The sequence below is a fragment of the Vibrio sp. TMPB1044 genome, from assembly GCF_030442075.1.
Classification (GTDB): domain Bacteria; phylum Pseudomonadota; class Gammaproteobacteria; order Enterobacterales; family Vibrionaceae; genus Vibrio; species Vibrio satsumensis.
The window spans coordinates 171,274-184,845 of sequence record NZ_JAUJED010000003.1 but is presented as its reverse complement, the minus strand read 5'-3'; the positions used below and the strand labels follow the sequence as shown (position 1 = coordinate 184,845).

Here is a 13,572-nt window from a genome sequence, read left to right as displayed (position 1 = left end):
GATGATTTACATTTTGAAACATGTCGTCGGGAGCGCGATAATCCTCTCTTTCATTTCTGAATTCAAGAGCTATTTTAGGCTCAAAATGCCTCTCACAGCCTTGTTGAAAGCAAATAGTCCGAGTTATTCCAAATTCATACGACTTTAGTAGTAAAAAGAAAACTCTGCTGAATGATTAGTTATCAGCATAGAAAATAACACACCTATAAATATCAACAAGTTACATTAAAACCAAAAGAATGACGTACACTATAACGACTCACTGAGCGCTTTTATTTGTAGATTTTGATATAGATCAACAGAACGCAAAAAAGCGCCCTTAGGCGCTTTTAACTCAATCACAAATAAAGAAATTAGTGATACTAAACCGAAGGTTCAATCACTCCTTCTGATGATTGTTCTAAGGTTGCATCCTCTAAATTAGATTCAATAGTCGGGGGCATCACATCAGAGTCACTTTCGTTGGCAACTTTGCCACCTAAGCTTTTCAAACTATCCACTAACTCTTCTAAGCTTTTTATGTGAGCATCACTCTTCGTAATCTGCTCACCTAGAAACTCACTGTGCTTGGTTGCTTCAGACAATTGCTGCGCTTGCTTCTGGTTTTCAGACTCCAGCAGAGCCAATTGCTCAGTTAAAGTTTCAATCTCTGACTTTAACAGCTCTGTCATATCGGAGTTTTTTAACGCTTTAACACTCGCTACAATCTTCTGTGATTGCTGACGTAGCCCAACATCACGGTAATCTTCATCATTGACGATTTGTGAAATGCTCAGTAGCTGATTCTCAGTATTCAAAACCGACTGTTCGAACTTGTCGCCTTTTACACTCGCGAGCACTTTGACTTCATGAGCGACACTGCGCACGTGATTCAATTCAAACTCTGCAGCGTGAACCGCGTCTTCAATGATCGACTTTTCACGAGGGCTGGCTTTCACTTGGCTTTCGGCCAACGCAATTTGAGATGTCGCCTTCGCAAAGGTCAGCGGAGCAACATCATCAAAATCTTCATCTTCCAAGAACTCTAATTCGTTCTTCAAAGGTTCGATGTATTTCTTATGCGCCACTTTAACTTCGAGTAAACGAGCATTGTTAAGAAATTCGACCTGCGCTTCTTGAGCGTCTTCAAGCTCATCGACCAGCACATACTCGAACAACTCACTGTATTCTGAATACAAACGTTTATAGCTCGAGGTAAACATGGTATCTGCGCCAAGGAACTTTAGGTAATCCATTTGGACAATCGAATCAGCGAGTACTCGGTCAGCCTTCTTCTTTAACACTAAGATCGAGTCATAGTTTGATTTGATCAAAGCGATTTTTTCATCGAAGGCTTCAGCGTAAGTTAGGCTCGAAAAAATGGAGTAACTCTTGGTTATTCGAGTTTCGTCTTTCAATAAGTCCGCATAAATGCTTTCAGCATCATCCCATGCGTCTAATAGTTCATTGTAATTCTCTGGTGCATAGAGAGACAATTGAGCATGGTCTTCAAGCTTAACTTCCCATTCGGAGTAAACGCTTTGGACAGACTGAAATGAACGGACTTCTATTGTAGATTCATTATTGTTGTTTGTGTTTTGGTTCGCGTCTGTCTGCTCTGAGGGTGTGCTTTGACAACCTGAGATAGCAAATAGCATACTGATCGTTAATGCTACTTTGTTCGCTCTCACTTATGCATATCCTTTTTATACAATATTCGCTCAATGCAAATTATTTCTAGTCACAATATATTACAACCACTTAGCAATAAACATCACTGATGATTTAAGTGGGTGCAAATCACCCAATATAAACAAAATAAACTCATCACTCGATGATTAATCAATCAATTTGGTATCACTTATCAATTCTCTTTATTTGCTATTGCCTGAGCCGAGAATGCGCACTAAGGTGAAGGTAGAGAACGTTATGAATATATAGGTTAATTATGAAGTACAACGCTGAACATATTGCTGATTTAAACCTCCTTCTTCAATTTGATGTAAGTAGTGCTGCTACTGGAATTAAAGTTCATCAAGAGGCTGCTCAAGAAACTCAAGACGCTGTTAAGCGCCTATTCGAAAAAAACCTTTGTACTCAGCCAGACGGCGGTTACCTAACAGATGAAGGTATTGAGATGGCAGAGCGTGCAGACAAGCTGCTTCGCGTACTTAAATAAAGCTCTATTGTACTAGCAAAAACTCCACTCGCTTCGGCCGTGGAGTTTTTTCATTTTTGGCCAAAGGTTTGTTAGGCTTATTGTAAATTCGTAATTTGCAGTTGTGAGGAACACATGGCTTCTATATTTATTGTCGGTGCAGGATGGGTAGGTGCACCTTTATCTGAACATTTAGAAAAAAATGGTAACCGAGTGGTGGTCACGAAAACGACCCAAGCGGGAGCGGAGGCCACTGGTAACGAACGAATCCCATGTGAAGTGTTTAGTTTTGATTCATCCGAGCCAGAACAGACTATCGGGCGACTCTATTCACTGTTACTCGAAAACAACACTGAGATTGTAATTGGTAGCTTCCCCCCTGGCTTTAGAAAAGGAGCCGGACAAGAGTATGCCGACTACTGGCAGCAGCTCACCAACGCATGCCAAAAGGCCAACATTAAAAAGCTCATTATGGTCAGTTCAACCACGGTATACCCAACCAAGCCGGGTGTGTTGAACGAACTGGATGCATCGCTAGCCCTTTCAACCTCAGATAACGAGCACGCGTCTTTATTTTCCGATAACGCGCGAATCATGCTGCAAGCTGAACAGTCAGTGATTGATTCAGGTATCGACTACACCATTCTTCGTTTTAGTGGGTTAATAGGCCCAAGCCGTCACCCATCACGCTTTGCAAGCAAGTTAAAACAAGTCAGCACCCAAGCTCCAGCCAATATGCTGCACCTTGACGACGCGATTGGCGCTGTCGATTTCGCTATCAGTCAACTGCACAACGAAGTGGTTAACGTGACAACACCAAACACAGTAAGTAAGGCGGAATTTTATGCCGCAGCACTGAAAAGCGCCAACAGCAGTGAGCCTCTACCCGCCGTTGTTGATACGCCAGACAAACTGATCTCTTCAAAAAAGATTCTCGACTTAGGTTATTCATTTAAATTCGAATTCACACTGGACGCACTTCATGACTGAACAATCTATAGCTAACAAAGATCCCAACATAAAACTGCATCGCTCAGTCGACACCCTTTGGAACTTTATGTCTATGGGTCACAAGGTTACGCCTTCAGACTGTATCTTTGTATTGTGCAGTAATGATACTCGCGTCGCTGAGTACGCAGCGGATCTGTATAACCAAAAGGTCGCGCCATACATCGTTTTTTCCGGTGGTGTTGGACGCTTCACTGAAGGCAATTTTGAACGTTCAGAAGCAGAAACCTTTGCCGCGATAGCGCGAGACTGTGGCGTGCCAGATTCAGATATTGTCATTGAAAAACAAGCGTCTAATACTGGAGAAAATGTCCGTTTCACATACGAGTTGCTTACTGAGCGAGGCCTATCACCAAAGAGGATGACCTTAGTGCAAAAGCCGTTTATGGAGAAACGAACCTACGCTACCTTTAGCAAACAGTGGCCTGAAGAAACGACAGAAGTCACGGTGACTTCAAAATGGCAGGATTGGGTTGATTACTTTAACGAAGAGTTGCCGTTAGACATGGTGTTAGGTGCATTAATTTCTGATTATGAACGAATCAAATCCTATCCAGAGAAAGGGTTTCAGATTGAAATGCCAATACCCGACGACGTTGATCACGCTTATCAAGCGTTGAAGAAGCTCGGATTCGAATAAATCAAAAGCTCTGATTGGAATAAAGAAACAGCACTGGCTCAATAAACAAAAACGGTGACACTTGGTCACCGTTTTTCGTTTTAGCTAGCTGAACTATAAATCGACTTATTTACCTAACGCTTCTTTGTAGTGCAGGCGGCAAACAGAAACGTATTTGTCGTTACCACCAATAGCCACTTGGTCGCCTTCAGCAATCGCGACACCGTGCTCATCGGTACGGATTACCATGTTCGCTTTACGGCCACAGTGACAAATTGTTTTAAGCTCAACAAGTTTATCTGCCCAAGACAGTAAGTAACGGCTACCTTCAAACAATTCACCCAAGAAATCGGTACGTAAGCCGTAACAAAGTACAGGGATGTGCAGTTTATCAACCACTTCTGTTAATTGGTACACCTGCTCCTTCGATAAAAATTGGCACTCATCGATCAAAACACAATGACGCTTTTCTTCCTCATTAAGCTTTTTGATCGCATCAAACATGTTGGTGTCATTTTTAAACAGCTGAGCTTCAGATTGCAGACCAATTCGTGAGCTCACTTTACCGATACCATAACGGTCGTCCAACGCTGCCGTAAAGATCACTGGCGTCATGCCACGTTCTTGGTAGTTGAATGAAGATTGAAGAAGCGTTGTTGATTTACCCGCATTCATTGCCGAGTAATAAAAATACATCTGAGCCACAGAAATATTCCTGTTAATTAAAAGTTGAAGATAGAAAGGTGAAAATAGAGAATTCGTGCTAGAAAAAAGGGCTGAAAATCAGCCCTTTTTATAAGATTTACTTACGACGCCAAGTCGTACCTTCTGGGCCATCTTCCAGAACAATACCCAACTCGTTTAGCTTGTCACGTGCAAGATCGGCGTTTGCCCAATCCTTTGAAGCACGAGAGTCGTTACGCAGTTTGATCAACGCTTCGATTTCAGCCACTTCATCGTCATTACCTGCCGCATCACCTTGTAGGAAGGCTTCTGGCTCTTGGTGAAGAATACCGATGATGTCTGCTAGTTCACGCATCAATGCACCAAGTCCACTCGCTTTTTCGATACTTTCAGGCTTGATACGGTTGATTTCACGAGCCATTTCAAACAGTACTGAATAAGCTTCAGGCGTGTTGAAATCGTCGTTCATCGCTGTAGAGAATCGAGTCACGTACTCTTCGCCACCAGCAGGAGCTGCTGTAAGGTCTAGGCCACGAAGTGACGTGTATAGACGCTCTAGTGATGCGCGAGCTTGGTTTAGGTTATCTTCGCTGTAATTTAGCTGGCTACGGTAGTGACCAGACATTAGGAAGTAACGTACCGTTTCAGCATCATAATGTGCTAGCACATCACGAATAGTGAAGAAGTTACCCAGTGACTTAGACATCTTCTCTTTGTCTACCATCACCATACCGCTGTGCATCCAAGTATTTACATACTGAGTACCGTGAGCGCAGCAAGACTGTGCGATTTCGTTCTCGTGGTGAGGGAACTGTAGATCTGAACCACCACCATGGATATCGAAGTGGTTACCAAGAATAGATGAATTCATTGCTGAACATTCGATGTGCCAACCTGGACGACCCGGGCCCCATGGCGATTCCCATGTAGGTTCACCAGGCTTAGACATCTTCCAAAGAACGAAGTCTAATGGGCTACGTTTTGCAGATTCAACATCAACTCGAGCACCCGCTTGAAGCTGATCAAGGTCTTGCTTAGAAAGCTTGCCGTATTCGTCGAATTTCTTTACTTCGAACATCACGTCGCCGTTGCTTGCAACGTAAGCGAAACCACGTTCAATCAGCTTTTCAACAAGCTCGATGATTTCAGTGATGTATTCTGTAGCACGAGGCTCAACGTCAGGACGTTTCATGTTCAATGCATCAAAGTCTGCGTGCATTTCACCGATTAAACGCTCAGTCAGAGAGTCACAAGACTCACCGTTTTCGTTAGCGCGTTTGATGATTTTATCATCGATATCTGTGATGTTACGAACGAAGTTCAAATCGTAGCCAAGGTAACGAAGGTAGCGAGTTACTACGTCGAAAGAAACGAACGTACGACCATGACCAATATGACAGAGATCGTATATGGTTACCCCACAGACATACATACCGACTTTGCCAGCTGTAATTGGTTTGAATTCCTCTTTCTGTCTTGTGAGCGTGTTATATATCTTCAGCATGATCTCTATCTATTTTATGGATTAATCAAAAATAAGCTCGCAGTATAACAAGTCATACCTTAATAGGTAATACCTTTCACCACCAAATCGGCTAAACTCCTTGTTATCTATTGACGATTTCGTATTTTGAAACTCAATCAAACTAGGCTAGAATCGCTTTTCATATTAAAAAGACAGTAAGGTAACAATCATGATCATCCTTCACACAAATTTTGGTGACATCAAAGTTCAACTTAATGAAGAAAAAGCACCAGAAACAAGCGCAAACTTTCTACAGTATTGCCGTGACGGTTTCTACGACAACACACTATTCCACCGTGTTATCGATGGTTTCATGATTCAAGGCGGCGGCATGACTTCTGGCCTTAAAGAAAAAGCGACTCGTGCAACGATCAAGAACGAAGCAAACAACGGTCTTGCGAACAAAGTTGGTACGCTAGCAATGGCTCGTACTATGGAACCGCATTCAGCGAGCTCTCAGTTCTTCATCAACGTTAACGACAACTCTTTCCTAAACTTCCGTAGCGAAAGCCTAGACGGTTGGGGTTACTGTGTATTCGCAGAAGTTGTTGAAGGCATGGACATCGTAAACAAGATTAAAGGTGTTAGCACTGGTTCTATGGGTATGCACCAAGACGTACCTCTAGAAGAAGTGATCATCACTGGTACTACAATCGAAGCTTAATTCATCGCTTTCGGTTAGTATTGATGAGCCGATAAAATCAGGATATAGGGAGCGAATCGCTCCCTTTTTTTAGACCTATGAAAACATATTTTATATCAGACTTGCACCTTGCTCCGTCACGACAAGACATCACAGACTGCTTCTTAACCTTTATGAGGAAGGAAGCCATCGAAGCAGATGCACTATACGTGCTAGGCGACCTTTTCGAATTCTGGATTGGTGATGACGACAAGAGTGAGTTCGCGACTTCTATTCGCCAAGCGTTTATCGATTTGGTGAAAACAGGCGTACCTTGTTACTTCACTCAAGGGAACCGTGATTTCCTTGTCGGTAAAAAATTTGCCAAGCAAACGGGCGTTCAACTTCTCGACGAAGTATCGACAATCGATATCTACGGGCAAAAAGCAGTGGTGTTGCATGGTGATACGCTATGTACTGAAGATGTAAAGTACCTCGCCTTCCGCGAAAAAGTGCATCAGCCATGGTTACAATGGGTCTTCAATCGAATTCCATTTTTCATCAAGAAGAAAATTGTTTCGAAGGTTCAATCTGATATCAAAGATGACAAGCAGACCAAGTCTCTCGACATCATGGATGTGACACAGCAAGAAGTTGAAGATGTGATGGAACGAAACAATGTCGCTCTGATGATCCACGGTCATACTCATCGTCCAGACATCCACACATTCAGTGCCAATAATTGCACTAAAACCCGTATCGTACTTGGCGATTGGTATACGCAAGGTTCCGTGCTGGTGTTCACGCCGCAAAGTTTTGAACTACAGAATCGAGCGTTTAGCAATAGCTTTTAACGTCACTCTTAAACTTTCAGTTTGATTATTATTGTCGGTCAGACTTTCTTAGAAAGTGTATGGTAATTTCTACTGAATTAGCTATTATCTCTCTACCAGAAATAAACCGAACACAGTACCAAGTTGAAATATTCATACGTAGCGCGTCAACCAATACTCGATACAAGCAAGAAAACCATAGGTTACGAGTTGCTATTCAGGGACGGTCCTAAGAACACTTTCCCTGAAGTAGAGCCGGAGCTCGCTACTAGCCGTTTGCTTTCCGATCACTTCTTATCAACTCACTATAATACGTTGGGTGATAAGCTTGGGTTCGTAAACTTCCCTTACGCAAGCCTAATCAACTTAGTCCCTACTCTGTTCCCCAAAGAAAGCCTCGTTGTAGAGGTTCTTGAAGACTGCGAACCAACAGACGAATTACTTGAAGCAATCAAAACAATCTATGACGCGGGTTACACGATCGCGTTAGACGATTTTGTGCCAAGTAAAGCTTGGAAACGCTTCTTACCCTTCGTTTCGATTATCAAGTTTGATATCCGTTTGACTCCAATTGCCAAAGCGGCGATGTTTATGAACTCTCTCAAAGGGCTAGATATCACGTTCCTTGCCGAAAAAGTAGAGACATACGAAGAATACCAAGAAGCGAAGAAAGCCGGCTTTACCTACTTTCAAGGTTACTTCTTTAGCAAACCAGAGATGATCCAAACCCGTGCGCTCAACCCTGCATTTCTGACTACCGTTCAACTGTTAAAAGAGATTGCACACGACCCTATCGATTTTGGTGAAGTAGAGCGTTTAATTACGCTTGATGTGACCATGTCGTATAAGCTGCTTACGTACGTAAACTCCGCAGGAGGATCAGCAACGACAATTCGTTCATTCCGCCAAGCGCTTATTTACCTAGGTGAACAGAAGCTACGTAAGTTCGTTTCACTAGTGGCTATCGCATCCGCGAAAGAAGATAAGCCCGACTCTCTTTATGGTTTAGCGGTAATACGCGCACGTCAGTGTGAACTCTTAGTCGAAAAGATGAATGTTAAGGTTGAGCCTGGACAAGCCTTTTTGACTGGTATGTTCTCTCTATTGGACTCACTCTTTGACCAACCATTGAAACAAGTACTCGATTCAGTGCCGATAGACGTAGAGATCAAACAAGCCTTAATTCAACGTAAAGGCGTGTTAGGTGCTGTATTGGCAATGGTCGTTGCTTATGAACAAGCTCGTTGGGATGAAGCGACTCGTATTCGCCAGCTTCTCAAACTGAGTGAAGCTCAACTTGGTCAAGCTTATGACGAAGCGACAACTTGGGCCCAAGAGCTATTGGCTCCAGCCCTGAAATAACATACTTCGTACTATAGCTTTAATAGTTTCAATAGAAACTAAGCTTTGGTGAGCGATCGTTTCTTGGTAAACTCCCACGTATTCATTTATGGCCTCTTAATAGAGGCCATTTTTACAGGACCTGACTATGTCTTTATGCCCATGCGGTAGCAACAATACTTACCAACAGTGCTGTGAATCAGCGCACCTTAACCACAGTGCCGTTGAAACACCAGAGCAATTAATGCGCTCTCGTTATTCAGCACACGTGCTGGGTTTGGTTGACTATGTTGTTGCGACTTACCACCCTAGCTGCAATGCAGAAGCACAAAGAGAAGGCATTGCCGAATCTATCGACAGTGACTGGGCAGGTTTAGAAGTCATCGATACCGCGGCAGGCTCGCACCAAGACGAAGGCTTTGTTGAATTTAAAGCTTACTTCAATGAAGACGGCGCGCAGTACTGTATGCAAGAGCGCTCGCGTTTCGTTCGTGAAGACGGTCTTTGGTACTACATTGATGGCACCTTCCCCGATCAAGAAAACGAACAAGAAGAAGCTGTACAACCAGAGATAGACCCTCGCTTAAACCAAACCGTTGAGAGCTTTAAGATCGGCCGCAACGACCCATGCATTTGTGGCAGTGGTAAGAAATATAAAAAGTGCTGCGGGTAACTCGTACATCTAGGAAGTCAGATTAAGAGAAGAGATTCCTGATGTCGCTTGGGCTCCTCAGAATGACAACGCCTAAAGGTGAAGAGATGTACTCAAGAATTCAACGCTAAAAAGCCCCGTAAACGACGGGGCTTTATCTATTTGTTACGTGGTTCGATTAATCCAAAGAGAGCTTACTTATGGCGCTCTTTTAATTTGTTCACCACATCGTTCATCGATAAGCCTTGGTCTTGAAGAAGAACCATTAGGTGGTAAATCAAATCTGCTGATTCACACACTAATTCCGCCTTATCGCCCGACGTCGCCGCAAGCGCGACTTCAACGCCTTCTTCGCCCACTTTTTGCGAAATACGCTTGGTGCCACGGGCATATAGGCTGGCAGTATAAGAAGACTCAGGGTCTGCGTCCTTGCGGGCAGCCAATAGCTGCTCAAGCTGATGAAGCCACACCATCTGAGACTCTTCTTGCTTGTCTCCATCCCAACACGTTGTTGTACCTGTGTGGCATGTTGGGCCAATGGGATTAACCTTAATCAGTAAAGTGTCGCTGTCACAGTCCAAGGCGATGTTTTGTAGTTGCAATACGTTGCCTGACGTTTCACCTTTCGTCCAAAGGCGCTCTTTTGTGCGAGAGAAAAACGTCACATTGCCAGTTTCACCTGTTTTCTCAAGTGCTGCTGGGTTCATGTATCCCATCATTAAAACTTGGCTCGATTGGTAATCTTGAACAATAGCTGGCACTAAGCCATCTACTTTTTCCCAGTTAATACGCTCTGACAATGCGCCTACTTCTGTTTTTGATAAGCTTGCGGTTTCAAAACTCATAGTCGCACCTCTACATCTTGTTGTTTTAAATACTGTTTAAGTTCACCAATATTGATGACTTGCTTGTGGAATACCGAAGCTGCTAACGCCCCATCCACGTTGGTCTTCTTATAGGCTTCAGCAAAGTGTTCCATTGCACCCGCGCCACCAGAGGCAATCAACGGCACATTACACACTTCACGCACCATGTTTAGCTGATCGATGTCATAGCCGTTACGAACGCCATCTTGGTTCATCATGTTTAACACAATCTCACCTGCGCCACGTTTCTGTACTTCCTGCACCCAATCTTTGGTTTCCCATTTGGTTGCTTTAGTACGCGCCTCATCGCCAGTGAATTGGTAAACCTGATATTTACCGGTTTCTTTATCGAAGTATGAATCGATACCGACAACGATACACTGCACGCCAAACTTATCAGCAAGGTCAGTGATCAGTTGTGGATTAGCCAATGCCGGTGAGTTAATAGACACTTTATCCGCACCAAACTCAAGAATGCGCGCTGCATCTTCTGCAGATTTAATACCACCAGCCACACAGAAAGGAATATCGATCACTTCTGCTACGCGTTTTACCCAGCTCTTATCAACCACGCGACCGTCACTTGATGCGGTGATGTCATAAAATACCAGCTCATCGGCGCCCTCTTCTGCATAGCGTTGTGCTAGCGGAACGATGTCACCAATAATTTCATGGTTACGGAACTGAACGCCCTTAACCACTTGTCCATCACGGACATCCAAACAAGGGATTATTCGCTTTGCCAACATGCAAATGCCTCCTCTGCGGTAAACTTGTCATCAAGTAGCGCGCGACCCACAATCACACCAGCCACACCGCTACCTTTTAGAGCTTCGATGTCTGCTAGGCTGCCAATGCCGCCCGATGATTGGAATTGCACTTGTGGGTACTGCTTACAAAGATCAACATAGAGCTCTACGTTTGATCCTTCTAGCGTACCGTCACGTGAAATATCGGTACACAGAACGTGTTTAAGGCCAACCGTGAGGTAGTCTTCAATTAGCGCTTCAATGGTCACGCCTGAATCTTCTTGCCAACCTGAAATCGCGACTTTACGTGTACCGCTTTCGTCAATGTTGATGTCCAGAGCAAGCACGATTTTTTCCGCGCCGTATTTCTCCATCCAGCCTTTCACCAACTCAGGTTGTTTTACTGCTGTAGAACCAACCACAACACGCTGTGCACCCGCTTCTAGCAGATCAACGACATCTTGTTCGTTACGCACGCCACCACCAATCTGGATATTGGCAGGCGTGCTAGCCAGTAGCTTAGCAATCAAGTTTAACTGACGAGCCGTTGTGTCTTTTGCACCCGTTAAGTCAACGAGGTGAAGCCAACCTGCACCAGCTTGGTGGTACAGGTTAAACTGCTCTGCTGGGTCTACTTTGTATTCTGTTACTTGCCCGTAATCACCTTGGAATAAGCGAACTACTTGGCCTTCAATTAAATCTAACGCGGGAATAATCATTTACATTCCTTATATGGCAACGTTAGCCGCTGCCTAATCCTTATTACAATTCCAAGAAGTTCTGAATCAGCTTAGAGCCAGCTTTTGACGAACGCTCCGGGTGGAACTGAACACCATAATAATTGCCACTTTGCACCGCTGCAGTGAACGGATTACCGTAATCACATTGTGCGATTGTGTAGTCACCCACTGGCATTGCGAAGCTGTGAACGAAATAGAAGTACTCGCCTTCTTCAATGTCTTTAAACAAAGGGTGATTCGGTGTTGCCGTTACAGTGTTCCAACCCATGTGTGGTAATGGCAAGTCGCCCGTTTCAAGTAAACGAACTTCACCATCACACAAACCTAAGCATTCAACTAACTCGTCAGCCTTTTGGCCTTTCTCTTGAGATAGTTTGCCTAACAGTTGCATACCTAAACAGATACCTAGCAGAGGCTTCTCTACTTGCTTCACAAGGCTAACAAGGTCGCGCTCTTGTAGGTTCTTCATTGCCTCACTTGCTGTGCCTACACCGGGTAGGAATAACTTATCGGCAGCAAGAACAACTTCTGGTTCTTTTGAAATTTCCACTGCGTAGCCCAGACGTTCAATCGCAAACTTCACTGAAGAAACGTTGGCACAACCAGTATCAATAATAACTACTTTCTGCTCTTTCATACCGATCCCTTACAGAACGCCTTTGCTGCTTGGTAACTCATTACCTTCAACTTTGATTGCTTGGCGAAGAGTACGACCAAACGCTTTAAACAGGCTCTCAATGATGTGGTGATCATTATTACCATTAGAAGAAAGGTGTAGCGTACAAGCCAGTGTGTCGGTTAGAGAGCGGAAGAAGTGAACCACCATCTCGGTTGAAAGATCACCCACTTGCTCACGGCTGAACTTAGCATCGAATTTCAGGTATGGACGACCAGAAAGGTCTAGCGCACACTGAGCCAAACACTCGTCCATTGGCAGGCTAAAACCAAAACGGCCGATACCACGCTTGTCACCTAGTGCATCTTTCAATGCTTGGCCTAAAGCCAGAGCGGTATCTTCTACTGTGTGGTGATCATCAATGTGCAGGTCGCCCTTCACAGTCAGATTCATTTGGAAGCCACCGTGTGTCGCGATTTGGTCAAGCATGTGGTCGAAAAAGCCCATGCCTGTATCGATCTTGTTGCCACCAGTTTCATCAAGGTTTACTGCCACCTTGATATCTGTTTCTTTAGTGGTACGAACTACCTCGGCAATACGCGCATTAACCGTCAGATCTTTAACGATTTGTGGCCAGTTAAGCGTGCCTTCAGTTTCCGCATCTGGGCCATATTGGATACCGCGGATAGCCATGTTTTCAGCCAGTTGAAGATCCGTCATTCGATCGCCAATCACAACAGAGTGTTGGAAGTCGACTTTACCGCCTTGTAGATACTCTTTAACCATACCCAGTTTAGGCTTGCGGCAAGAGCAATTGTCTTCGTCAAAGTGAGGGCAAATAAGGACTTCATCAAACTTAACGCCCTGAGATTCAAAGAACTCCATCATCATATTGTGCGGAGCATCGAACTCTTCTTGTGGGTAGCTATCTGTGCCTAGACCATCTTGATTCGTTACCATCACCAAGCGGTAACCAGCATCTTGCAGTGCAAGTAGGCTAGGAATCACTAGCGGTTCAAATTTTAGTTTGTCTAAACGGTCTACTTGAAAGTCAACTGGCGGCTCAACAATTAAGGTGCCGTCACGGTCTATAAAAAGTATTTTCTGTTGTTTACTCACTTGAACTTCCTTTTAATTTTAAATCTGGTGGCCTAGCTAAAATCAAACGCTAACCCAAAAT

Annotated in this window: 15 protein-coding genes; 7 read left to right on the top strand and 8 right to left on the bottom strand. The window is 44.0% G+C overall.

The genetic code is table 11. From position 1 onward, the window contains the following. Nucleotides 1-362: 362 nt before the first annotated feature. Nucleotides 363-1,670, bottom strand: coding sequence for an ATPase (locus tag QQ041_RS01225; protein ID WP_146491864.1), 1,308 nt, complete (start codon nucleotides 1,668-1,670; stop codon nucleotides 363-365). Nucleotides 1,671-1,927: 257 nt separating this feature from the next. Here QQ041_RS01225 and QQ041_RS01220 point away from each other — a divergent pair, with 257 nt between their 5' ends. The 3 genes from QQ041_RS01220 (at nucleotide 1,928) to QQ041_RS01210 (ending at nucleotide 3,785) form a co-directional block, all read left to right on the top strand. Next, the gene (locus QQ041_RS01220; RefSeq protein ID WP_017630468.1) at nucleotides 1,928-2,158 is read left to right on the top strand and encodes a TIGR02647 family protein; all 231 of its coding nucleotides are present in this window, start codon (nucleotides 1,928-1,930) and stop codon (nucleotides 2,156-2,158) included. A gap of 114 nt (nucleotides 2,159-2,272) precedes the next feature. Continuing rightward, nucleotides 2,273-3,127: an NAD(P)H-binding protein gene (locus QQ041_RS01215; protein ID WP_285952930.1), complete on the top strand. Its 855-nt coding sequence runs from the start codon at nucleotides 2,273-2,275 to the stop codon at nucleotides 3,125-3,127. Beyond that, nucleotides 3,120-3,785 (top strand): YdcF family protein, encoded by a 666-nt coding sequence (locus tag QQ041_RS01210; protein ID WP_285952929.1) that lies wholly within the window; start codon nucleotides 3,120-3,122, stop codon nucleotides 3,783-3,785. Before QQ041_RS01215 ends, QQ041_RS01210 begins: the two co-directional genes overlap by 8 nt. A 105-nt stretch (nucleotides 3,786-3,890) precedes the next feature. On the opposite strand, the gene QQ041_RS01205 is transcribed toward QQ041_RS01210, so the two are convergent. Continuing rightward, entirely contained in the window at nucleotides 3,891-4,469 is a 579-nt protein-coding gene (locus tag QQ041_RS01205) for a thymidine kinase (RefSeq protein WP_017060277.1), read from the bottom strand. 97 nt (nucleotides 4,470-4,566) lie between these two features. Continuing rightward, a complete protein-coding gene (cysS, locus tag QQ041_RS01200; protein WP_017060276.1) occupies nucleotides 4,567-5,952 on the bottom strand; it encodes a cysteine--tRNA ligase in 1,386 nt (461 codons plus the stop codon). Nucleotides 5,953-6,142: 190 nt separating this feature from the next. Here cysS and QQ041_RS01195 point away from each other — a divergent pair, with 190 nt between their 5' ends. From QQ041_RS01195 to QQ041_RS01180, 4 genes are all read left to right on the top strand, one after another. Then, nucleotides 6,143-6,637: a peptidylprolyl isomerase gene (locus tag QQ041_RS01195; RefSeq protein WP_017060275.1), complete on the top strand. Its 495-nt coding sequence runs from the start codon at nucleotides 6,143-6,145 to the stop codon at nucleotides 6,635-6,637. 77 nt (nucleotides 6,638-6,714) lie between these two features. After that, nucleotides 6,715-7,449 carry a UDP-2,3-diacylglucosamine diphosphatase gene (lpxH, locus tag QQ041_RS01190; protein ID WP_146491861.1) on the top strand — a complete coding sequence of 245 codons (735 nt, stop codon included), beginning with the start codon at nucleotides 6,715-6,717 and terminating at the stop codon, nucleotides 7,447-7,449. 123 nt (nucleotides 7,450-7,572) lie between these two features. Further along, nucleotides 7,573-8,790, top strand: coding sequence for an EAL and HDOD domain-containing protein (locus tag QQ041_RS01185; RefSeq protein ID WP_285952928.1), 1,218 nt, complete (start codon nucleotides 7,573-7,575; stop codon nucleotides 8,788-8,790). Between the two features lie 127 nt (nucleotides 8,791-8,917). Then, nucleotides 8,918-9,442, top strand: coding sequence for a YchJ family protein (locus tag QQ041_RS01180; protein ID WP_285952927.1), 525 nt, complete (start codon nucleotides 8,918-8,920; stop codon nucleotides 9,440-9,442). 173 nt (nucleotides 9,443-9,615) lie between these two features. Here QQ041_RS01180 and hisIE read toward each other — a convergent pair whose 3' ends face one another. The 5 genes from hisIE to hisB are packed head-to-tail and all read right to left on the bottom strand — an operon-like array spanning nucleotide 9,616 to nucleotide 13,511. Next, a complete protein-coding gene (hisIE, locus tag QQ041_RS01175) occupies nucleotides 9,616-10,266 on the bottom strand; it encodes a bifunctional phosphoribosyl-AMP cyclohydrolase/phosphoribosyl-ATP diphosphatase HisIE (protein ID WP_146491859.1) in 651 nt (216 codons plus the stop codon). Continuing rightward, nucleotides 10,263-11,036, bottom strand: coding sequence for an imidazole glycerol phosphate synthase subunit HisF (gene hisF / locus QQ041_RS01170; RefSeq protein ID WP_017060270.1), 774 nt, complete (start codon nucleotides 11,034-11,036; stop codon nucleotides 10,263-10,265). Before hisF ends, hisIE begins: the two co-directional genes overlap by 4 nt. Further along, complete coding sequence (gene hisA, locus QQ041_RS01165) at nucleotides 11,018-11,755, bottom strand: 1-(5-phosphoribosyl)-5-[(5-phosphoribosylamino)methylideneamino]imidazole-4-carboxamide isomerase (protein WP_285952926.1); 738 nt, start codon at nucleotides 11,753-11,755, stop codon at nucleotides 11,018-11,020. The genes hisF and hisA overlap by 19 nt, the downstream gene beginning before the upstream one ends. A gap of 43 nt (nucleotides 11,756-11,798) precedes the next feature. After that, entirely contained in the window at nucleotides 11,799-12,413 is a 615-nt protein-coding gene (gene hisH, locus QQ041_RS01160) for an imidazole glycerol phosphate synthase subunit HisH (RefSeq protein ID WP_060982828.1), read from the bottom strand. A 9-nt stretch (nucleotides 12,414-12,422) separates the two neighbouring features. Then, entirely contained in the window at nucleotides 12,423-13,511 is a 1,089-nt protein-coding gene (gene hisB / locus QQ041_RS01155; protein ID WP_285952925.1) for a bifunctional histidinol-phosphatase/imidazoleglycerol-phosphate dehydratase HisB, read from the bottom strand. Between the last annotated feature and the right edge of the window lie 61 nt (nucleotides 13,512-13,572).